The 8,839-nt window shown below is 35.3% G+C and carries 8 protein-coding genes; all 8 read right to left on the reverse strand.

The window, feature by feature from the left end; all coding sequences use genetic code 11:
• Positions 1-601: 601 nt before the first annotated feature.
• Positions 602-865: an RNA-binding S4 domain-containing protein gene (locus AOC36_RS11615; RefSeq protein ID WP_067634504.1), complete on the reverse strand. Its 264-nt coding sequence runs from the start codon at positions 863-865 to the stop codon at positions 602-604.
• On the reverse strand, positions 855-4,256 hold the full coding sequence (mfd, locus tag AOC36_RS11620) for a transcription-repair coupling factor (RefSeq protein WP_067634506.1): 3,402 nt from the start codon (positions 4,254-4,256) through the stop codon (positions 855-857). Before mfd ends, AOC36_RS11615 begins: the two co-directional genes overlap by 11 nt.
• A 2-nt stretch (positions 4,257-4,258) precedes the next feature.
• Positions 4,259-4,810, reverse strand: a complete 552-nt coding sequence (gene pth, locus AOC36_RS11625) for an aminoacyl-tRNA hydrolase (protein WP_067634508.1) — start codon at positions 4,808-4,810, stop codon at positions 4,259-4,261.
• 39 nt (positions 4,811-4,849) lie between these two features.
• Positions 4,850-5,467, reverse strand: a complete 618-nt coding sequence (locus AOC36_RS11630; RefSeq protein ID WP_067634510.1) for a R3H domain-containing nucleic acid-binding protein — start codon at positions 5,465-5,467, stop codon at positions 4,850-4,852.
• Between the two features lie 18 nt (positions 5,468-5,485).
• Positions 5,486-6,355, reverse strand: coding sequence for a YidC/Oxa1 family membrane protein insertase (locus AOC36_RS11635; RefSeq protein WP_067634512.1), 870 nt, complete (start codon positions 6,353-6,355; stop codon positions 5,486-5,488).
• Between the two features lie 15 nt (positions 6,356-6,370).
• A complete protein-coding gene (gene rnpA, locus AOC36_RS11640; RefSeq protein WP_067634514.1) occupies positions 6,371-6,709 on the reverse strand; it encodes a ribonuclease P protein component in 339 nt (112 codons plus the stop codon).
• Between the two features lie 31 nt (positions 6,710-6,740).
• A complete protein-coding gene (gene rpmH, locus AOC36_RS12030) occupies positions 6,741-6,875 on the reverse strand; it encodes a 50S ribosomal protein L34 (RefSeq protein ID WP_003774176.1) in 135 nt (44 codons plus the stop codon).
• A gap of 199 nt (positions 6,876-7,074) precedes the next feature.
• Positions 7,075-8,358 carry a methyltransferase RsmF C-terminal domain-like protein gene (locus tag AOC36_RS11645; RefSeq protein ID WP_067634516.1) on the reverse strand — a complete coding sequence of 428 codons (1,284 nt, stop codon included), beginning with the start codon at positions 8,356-8,358 and terminating at the stop codon, positions 7,075-7,077.
• Between the last annotated feature and the right edge of the window lie 481 nt (positions 8,359-8,839).

The following is an 8,839-nucleotide window of genomic DNA, read 5'->3' on the forward strand; positions in this document are numbered from 1 at the left end:
CGCTTAAGACTTTGGGAATGCAACAGATATTATATCGAAAAGTACATAAAATTCGTCGCGTTTCTTCACTTTTTCACGATTCCCATCACAAATCATAATTGAGAGGGTTTACAACCTCAGAAACGCACTATTTATTGACCGACAGTCAATTTTTTTAAATGTTTTTTCGCTCATTTTAAGATTAATTTTTAGTCTTTTTTATAAAATTAGTCGTCACCTGTTCTCGTTTCTCCCTTTACTCTCTTAAAACATAAAACACTTGAAACCTATCAATATTTTCTTTAGGTATTTTCTGAATGTATACCTACAATAGTGTATTATCTTCCAGTTAAGATGTGATAACAGTGATCTCACAAATTTTACTTTACTTGTATTCATAAATATTCATTATGATTATTTCAATTTGAGAGATTAAAAGTTCTTACTGTTTAAAAGTTAAGGATCTGTTTTTATTGGTATCAACTGTATATAAAAAAGTTATATAAGTCTTTTAATAATTTCCAATCAGATAACAAAAAAATCACTTAAACACAGCAAATTTCTCTTGCTAAATGTAAAGTGATTTTTAGTTAGATAGTTTTTAACTATTATAGAGTTATTATTACTCTGATTTCGGTACTGAGCGATCAAAAATTAACTCATAATAGGGTGGGCTGTCCTTGTGCATTTTCTCGCTCATATAGGTTATCTTCACACGAATGTGTCTGTGTTCAAAACGAATCTCTACTTCATCACCAATATTTACTTCTGATGAAGGTTTTGAAAGTTTGTCATTCACGAATACACGATTATCATCTGCCAAATCTTTCGCAACAGCGCGACGTTTTATGATTCGTGATACTTTTAAGTATTTATCAAGACGCATTATCTTTCTCCTTTATATGTTCCATGATATATAGTAGTTCATCAGACCAATCCAAATCGAGTGGAAGGATGATTGTAATTGATTTGTTTAAATATTTAATTTTAATATCTAATGATCGATTCGAGATAATCTCAAATAAATGCATGCCATCAATGCGTTCACTGAATTCTTCAGAATACGTAAGTTCTACGCGGTTTACATACTCTTTAAAGGACTTCACTCGGGGGTCGGACAAGAATATTTCAAGGCGTTTTTTCTCAAGAAGCATTTCTACAGCATGCGGAAGTGAACCGTATCGATCTTCCATTCGATGCTTAAATGCATTCAGCTTGTCGAAGTCAGTAACCATACTGAGTTCTTGATAGATTTCTAACTTTTCACTGTCATCATTCGCAAAGTGCTCTGGTAAGTACCCATCAAGATGTAGTGACACAGTTTCTTCTTGTGGTTTTCTTTCAATTCCTTTTTCTTTGTCTATTGCTTCGCGAAGCATTTCAATATAAAGATCAATACCGACAGTATCAATAAACCCAGATTGATTATCACCTAATAATTCCCCAGCGCCTCGTATTGTAAGGTCTCGCATTGCGATTTTATACCCACTACCAAGTTGTGTGAATTCTTTAATGGCTTGAAGTCGTTTACTTGCTACTTCAGTTAAACTCTTTTTGCTTGGTACTACAAAATAAGCATAGGCTAAGCGATCACTTCGACCAACTCGTCCCTTGATTTGATAAAGTTGTGATAAGCCAAATTTGTGGGCATTATCTACGATGATTGTGTTTGCATTTGGAATATCAATTCCTGTTTCGATAATTGTGGTACACACTAAAACTGAAATTTCTTTTTCCACAAAACGAATCATCACATCTTCAATTTCATTTCGATCCATTTGCCCATGAACAACACCAACAGAAGTATCAAGTTCATCTCTGATTGTATTCGCAATCGCATAAAGATGTTGTGTATCATTAAAGAGATAAAATACTTGTCCCTCTCGATTTAGTTCTTTGCGCATAATGTCAAATAGGGTTTTTTCATCTTTTTCAATCACATAGGTCATCACAGGAAGTCTGTTTGATGGTGGAGTGTTGAGTTGAGAGAGTGAGCGAAGCCCAACAAGAGACATTTGAAGGGTTCGTGGAATTGGTGTAGCACTGAGTGATAAAACATCGACAGAGACTTTCAATTCTTTGATACGCTCTTTATGTTCAACACCAAAACGTTGTTCCTCATCAATGATTAAAAATCCCAAGTCTTTGAACTTCACATCTTTTGATAAGATTCGGTGTGTACCAATCAGAATATCAACGTCTCCACTGTGGACACGCTTAAGAATGTCTCGTGCTTTCTTGTCTGAAACAAATCGATTTAAAACTTCAATCACAACAGGAAACTCTTTGAATCGATCTTTAAATGTTCGATAGTGTTGTTGAGAAAGAATCGTTGTTGGACATAAGAAAGCAACTTGCTTATGATCTGAGACTGCTTTGAATGCAGCCCGAATAGATACTTCTGTTTTCCCAAATCCTACATCGCCACAAAGCAGTCGATCCATTGGTTTTGGTGTTTCCATATCGATTTTAATTTCTTCAATTGCTTCTTTTTGATCAACAGTGAGATCATACATAAAAGCATTTTCAAAGTCTTCTTGATATTTGCTATCTTTAGAGTATGCAAATCCTTCAGCTTTCATACGTGTTGTGTAAAGATCTACTAACCGTTTCGCAACCTCTTCGACATTTTGTTGAATGCGTTCTTGATTTTTGCGCCATGCATTTGATCCTAGCTTGCTCAATCTCACGGAGATTGCATTGGATGAGAAGTATTTTCTAACAAGGTGAAATTGCTCAATTGGAACAAATAATTCATCGCCACCTTGATATCGAATTTTCATAAAGTCTTTATGGATACCATCGATTTCTTTAGTGGCAATTCCCATATAGCGACCAATTCCATATTGACGATGCACTACATAATCAAGCTCATCTAAATCCAGCACACTATTTAATGCTTCGGCTTTTGTAAATTTACTGTCATAGCGATAGCGTTTTTGATGATATTGATACAGTTCACGAATTGTGTAATAGGATAGGTTTAAATCGTCAAATTCAAGTCCGATGTCCATCGAATCTTCGGTGATGAAGATCCCTGGTTGGATCACTTCATCATACAAATCAAACGTACCCGTACGCTCAACAAGAATACTGATAAATTGTTTGCGTTCCTTTTCTGGCAATGAGATTAAGAAGGTTCTATGTTCAGATTCTTTATGCATCCAATCAACCATGTCAATGAGGTTTGTCGCAACGACTTCTGCACGGTGCCATGGGACATTCAATTCATTATGGGATTGATAATCATGAATTCGATAGCTGTTTTCATACCACGATTCTTTAAGCTCAGAATAGACATCATATTCCAAAGGTAAGAGGTTCAAACCGTGGCGCTCTTGAATAAATTCCACGACATCTTCCATCAAGGTCTTCGCGAAGTGTTGCATTCCTTCAAGTGTACTAAAAACGCACATGTTTGGTGCAAGATTCATGATTGTTTCATAAGACTGCCATGATGCCAAAAGGGGATACATGGAGGGTTCGTACTGGCGTGCGATTAAAAAGGAAATTTGTGTTTGAATTTCATTTTTAAGTTCATCATTCACTGTATCGCTTATTGTATAAAGGTGTGAAATTACATGGTCCAATATTGAATCATCTATCAGAATTTCAGAAGCAAAAATAATGGTTGCCTCTTGAAGTGTTTGAATGGACGTTTGGGTCTCTACATCAAAAAATCTGAGGGAATCAACTTCAATATCAAAGAGTTCAATCCGAATTGGATTATCATATTGACCACTAAATACATCACACACACCCCCACGAATCGCGAAGGTGAAGGGCTTATCAACATATTTAACTTTTGTATATCCGAGTTGAATGAGTCGCTCTTGAAGTGTTTTGAGCGAAATTTCAGAACCAATCTTAAGATTTAATAATGAATCAAGCAATACTTGTTTTGGACTCATCTTTCGCATAATGGCAGCAGTATGTGTCACACAAATATCATAGTCATCTGTGATAATTGAATAGAGTGCGCTCACACGCGCAAGGCGTGCTTCTTCAGAATGGGCAAGTGCTTCGATTCTGAGTGAATCTTCATGCATAAATAGAACACCATTGATTGAAGCATCAATCTCTTTAATCATCTCAATCAGTGCTTGGGCTTGTTGTTGGTTTTCTTTCACAACAAAAATAGGTTGTTGGGTTTGAACCCACGAACCTACATAAAGCATCGCTTCTTGGATTAAATCAAGATGAGAAGCTTCTTTCTTTTTTGAAAGAAAATCAAGGACTGTTTGATGATTTTCTAAATAGTGTCTTAACCAATTCACCTTTAATCCTCTTTCTTGTTATAGGTATTCATTAACTGTGTTAAATCATCGTTGTTGAGATAATCCATCACGCATTGGATTGCTGGTTTTATGGCTGTTTGATCGTCCATTTTACCCAAAACATAATCAACTGTTGGGATTAAGGGATTCTTGCCGATTCCTACTTTGATACGTGCAAATTCATTTGAACCCGTTCTATCAATGATACTTTGAATGCCTCGTTGTCCGCCAGAACTTCCTTTACGACGCACTTTAAGGGTACCTACTGGCAAATCAAGATCATCGGATACGACTAAAAGATCCTCAAGATCAACATCGTAGTAGTTGAGAATTTGGATTACTGCATCTCCAGAGAGATTCATAAATGTCTGTGGTTTTACAAGAATGATCTTTTGTCCTTTATAAAATCCTTGGCCAATCAATGCGTTAAATTTCAGTGAGTTTACAGAGATTGATGTTTCTTCAGATACACCATCAATGACTAAAAAGCCTGCATTGTGTCGTGTGTTTTCATATTTCTTACCAGGATTTCCTAATCCAACAATTACTTTCATTGATTTCCTCCAAATAGACGAAAAAGAATAAGGAATCCCTTATTCTTCGTTACTTTCTACATACATAACTTTTAGATGACGGTGTCTTCCTTGTCCTTCGCTCTCAGTTTTAATATGAGCCATGCCGCTTAATTCTTTATGAATTACTCTGCGTTCATCATTAGACATCGGATCAAGTGATGCAGTTACTTTTGTACGTTGTACCGTCTTTGCAACTCGTTTCGCTAGATCGCGTAACTTATGATAACGGTTGTCTTTATAACCGTTGATATCCACTGTTACATAGAAGCGACGCTTAAACTCTGAGCTCACAACGTTTCTTAAGAGTAAATTTAGTCCACTTAATGAGCTCCCATTTTTACCAATAAGAATTGCGTTGTTTTCTGCATTGAGATTCGCAATCACTTTTCCTTCATTTACAGATACTTCAAGTTCAACATCCATACCCAATCCCTTGAAAAATGTATCAAGGTAATTGAATACAAATTCTTCAACATCACAGGATGCGTATACATCTGCTGTGACACTTGCACCGATTCCTAAAAACCCAGTTTTAGTTTCAGTTACATAATATGTTAGTGCTTCTACCGCTACGTTTTTTTCATCCGCAACTTTTTGTAGAAGATCCTCGAGTGTTTTTCCCGTATATGATTTCATAGACACCTCCAAAGTTTATTAGTTAGTATTATTATCGGTGTATTTCCACTGGATGTAAAGTGTTTGGAACAATTGTACCAGTGCAGTGATTGCCCAATATAAACTCATCCCGATATTCCATGTAAATGCAAAGAATAAAATCATTGCAAGTGACATAAACATCATCGTGTTTGTATTTGGACCTTGTGGTTTATCATACTTACGTTGTTTTTGACGACGTTTTAGTAAGTATTGTGGCAAGAACATTGATGCTGCTTGAGCAATTGCCATTGTGATAAAGATTGCGATGTAAACAGGGTTTCCTGTTGTGAATCCTTCACGTGGTGTTGCTTTTAATGTTTGTCCAAGAATTGAACCATGGATAATTAAATCAGCACGTTGTACCGCTTGGTACATTGCCATAATTACTGGTAATTGGATGAACAAAGGTACTAAAGCACCAAATGGACTGATTTCATGTTTTTGATATACTTTTTGAAGTTCTGCAGATTGTTGCATCTTCGCTTGATTATCAGTACGCCCTTTATACTTTTCTTGAATGCGATTTAATTCTGGTTGAATTAATTGCATTTTTTGTTGTTGGATTGTTTGTTTGATTGTAAGACCAAACTTCAACGCATTAATAATTAATGTTACAGTTACAATTGAGATAAATGCACTTCCTGTATACTTCGCTACAAGGTTAAATGCTTGTGATATTGGCCACACAATAAAGATAGAGAACCAACCTTCTCCTTCTTTACCCCATGGGAACGGATCACCCAATCTAATGATAACTTCTTCCATGATGTTACCATTTGCATCCGTAAGTCTTCTACACCCTACAAGTACTAATAATAACAGCGCTAATACTAGGTACTTGCGATACTTTTTATACGATTTTTCCATTTCCTACTCCTAACGTTAAACATCACTATCTATTTTAACTTTTTTTATCAATTTTTCCAAGTCTTTTTGGTTCTGTATATAGGATTGCGTGAAATATTTTTTTCTAACAATAATGATTAAGTCAAAATTACCCTCAATTACGTGAATAACACGAAGCATTTCTCTAACTTGACGTTTCGTTTTATTTCGTACAACAGCATTCCCCAACTTCTTTGGAACTGATATTCCTACCCGTGCGTGCTCTTCTTGTTTTTTCTTTGTATAAACAACGAATGATCCTGTCGCAACAAATCGTTTATTGCGCATGATTTGTTGAAATTCATCTGCGCGTCTTACTCTAAATTTTTTCTTCATATATAAACAAACAGTCACCCTAAGGTGACTGTTATGCTGATAACACTTTTCTTCCTTTTGATCTACGACGTGATAGGACACGACGTCCGCCTACAGTTTTCATTCGGGCTCTAAAACCATGGACCTTTTGGTGTTTCCGTTTGCTCGGTTGATAAGTTCTCTTCATAGAAAACCACCTCCAGTTCTAAATTGTTAATACGAAGAGCAAATGCTTAGAAATTATACATAATATCACTGGTAGTGTCAATAAATCTCAGTATATTTATTGTTTTTACATGCTTTATTATGCATTTTCTGTTCAATTATACCATGTGATTCATCCGAACACTACTATTTCTCAGTTTTATATTTCTAATCTTGATGGGTTAATATCGTTCAAATCGATTTCTTAAACCCTTTGGATATTTGTTGTTTTGTCCTTTAATAAACCCCAAACACTGATTTTGATAGGTTACTAAATAATATCCTGTTTTCGGATTATCCACACTCAATCCATATAAATATTGATATGCTTGGTTCAAATCTACCGCTATTTTTGGAATATCCTGTGTTAAGTACGGTACATAAACACACGATTGCGTAAATTCGTAGCGGCCTTTCTTTTCAATTGCAATCATTGTACCGTCATGAATTACGTGTGCATCTGTATCTAAGGGTCCCCGATCTTTTAAACACTTAATTTTATCGTTGTGTTTGATGATATGACCTGTAAATTTCATTTTATTGATTTCTATTGTGCTTGATTTGTACTTTTTAAACGTTAATGTATTACGTTTTGTTTCTTTTTTTACTCTGATCTTCGCTACAAAATGTCCCTCTCCATCTTCAGAAGGATAAAAGCGAGCCCCTTTATTTCCAAGATTTCGAATTCCTGGCTGTGCTTGTTTCAACCCATGATCGATTAATACACACTCAGGATGCTTTTCTAAAAATCGAATCACCACTTCTTCATTTTCATATGGATTAAGGGTGCAAGTTGAGTAGACAATATGCGCGCCATCTACGCTACATTGGTACGCTGCTTCTAATAACTCACCTTGAAGTTGCGCCAATTCGAAGATTGTCTTCATATTGAAATTAAGTGCATGTTTTGGTTGTTTACGATATAATCCCTCACCACTACACGGAACATCTAGAACTATTTTATCAAACGTATTTGAAAAATATTTTGGAAGGCTTCTTCCATCGTGATTCACCACACAACAATTTTCTACACCCCATCGTTCTACATTGCCAACGAGTTTTAATGCACGATTGTAATCAACTTCATTACTAATGAGAAATCCTTCATTCACTGCATTAAGGATTTGGGTTGTCTTTCCACCAGGAGCACTACACATATCCAACACAAGATCGTGAGGTTTTGGGTTCAGTGCCTTTACAGGAAGTGTTGCTGATGGATCTTGTATGTAATAACATCCAGCATGATGAAAAGGGTGGACGACCGCAATTTTATAATCATCAGGAATGAGTATCTCTTCATTAAGTAAGGATGGTTTATAAGAAAATGGAAGGTTAATCGGTTTGTTTGTATTCAATTTAATCCCACGAACTGGGTCATGTTTGTCATAAGCTTTTAATATCATAGTTGCGGTTTCATCATCAAATTCTTTATAAATCATTTTAATAAATTCTGCGTGTAATTCCATACAATTCTCCTGTTTTTTTATAGTATATCACGAACAAGTTTTAGGTAAAAATTCTTTCATCAAAGTATTTTGCGACAAATCACACTTTTTTTCCACACACCAAACAAGATTGATTCCTTCAATTTTAAGTTATACACACCTTAATCACCAACTAAATTCATATGTTACTACACCATTGTGGATATCTGTGGAAAACTTCACAAAGCCTTTATTTAAAGGCTTTTAGACAGTTGATAGTGTGTTGATAAGTTTGATTTCTCCACTGTACTTTCCACATTTTCCACAATTGTGGATTGTTGATATCTTTTTCCACAATTTGTCCACAATGTAAAGATGTGGATAATGTGGATAACTCTCAGTTATCCACTATTTATTATGGTTATCAGAGTATGTAAATGTGGAAAACTTTTTACATTGATTTTTACCCTTTTATTCTCTCTTTCTTTTTGCTATCATTACTACTACAAAGGGGTTTAGTTTT

Source organism: Erysipelothrix larvae (assembly GCF_001545095.1).
Lineage (GTDB): Bacteria > Bacillota_I > Bacilli_A > Erysipelotrichales > Erysipelotrichaceae > Erysipelothrix > Erysipelothrix larvae.

Bases quoted from the DNA above. Each gene is read 5' to 3' on its own strand.
- AOC36_RS11615 (WP_067634504.1), bottom strand. From the start codon at position 865: ATGCGTCTTGATAAATACTTAAAAGTATCACGAATCATAAAACGTCGC.
- pth (WP_067634508.1), bottom strand. From the start codon at position 4,810: ATGAAAGTAATTGTTGGATTAGGAAATCCTGGTAAGAAATATGAAAAC.
- AOC36_RS11630 (WP_067634510.1), bottom strand. From the start codon at position 5,467: ATGAAATCATATACGGGAAAAACACTCGAGGATCTTCTACAAAAAGTT.
- AOC36_RS11635 (WP_067634512.1), bottom strand. From the start codon at position 6,355: ATGGAAAAATCGTATAAAAAGTATCGCAAGTACCTAGTATTAGCGCTG.
- rnpA (WP_067634514.1), bottom strand. From the start codon at position 6,709: ATGAAGAAAAAATTTAGAGTAAGACGCGCAGATGAATTTCAACAAATC.
- rpmH (WP_003774176.1), bottom strand. From the start codon at position 6,875: ATGAAGAGAACTTATCAACCGAGCAAACGGAAACACCAAAAGGTCCAT.
- AOC36_RS11645 (WP_067634516.1), bottom strand. From the start codon at position 8,358: ATGGAATTACACGCAGAATTTATTAAAATGATTTATAAAGAATTTGAT.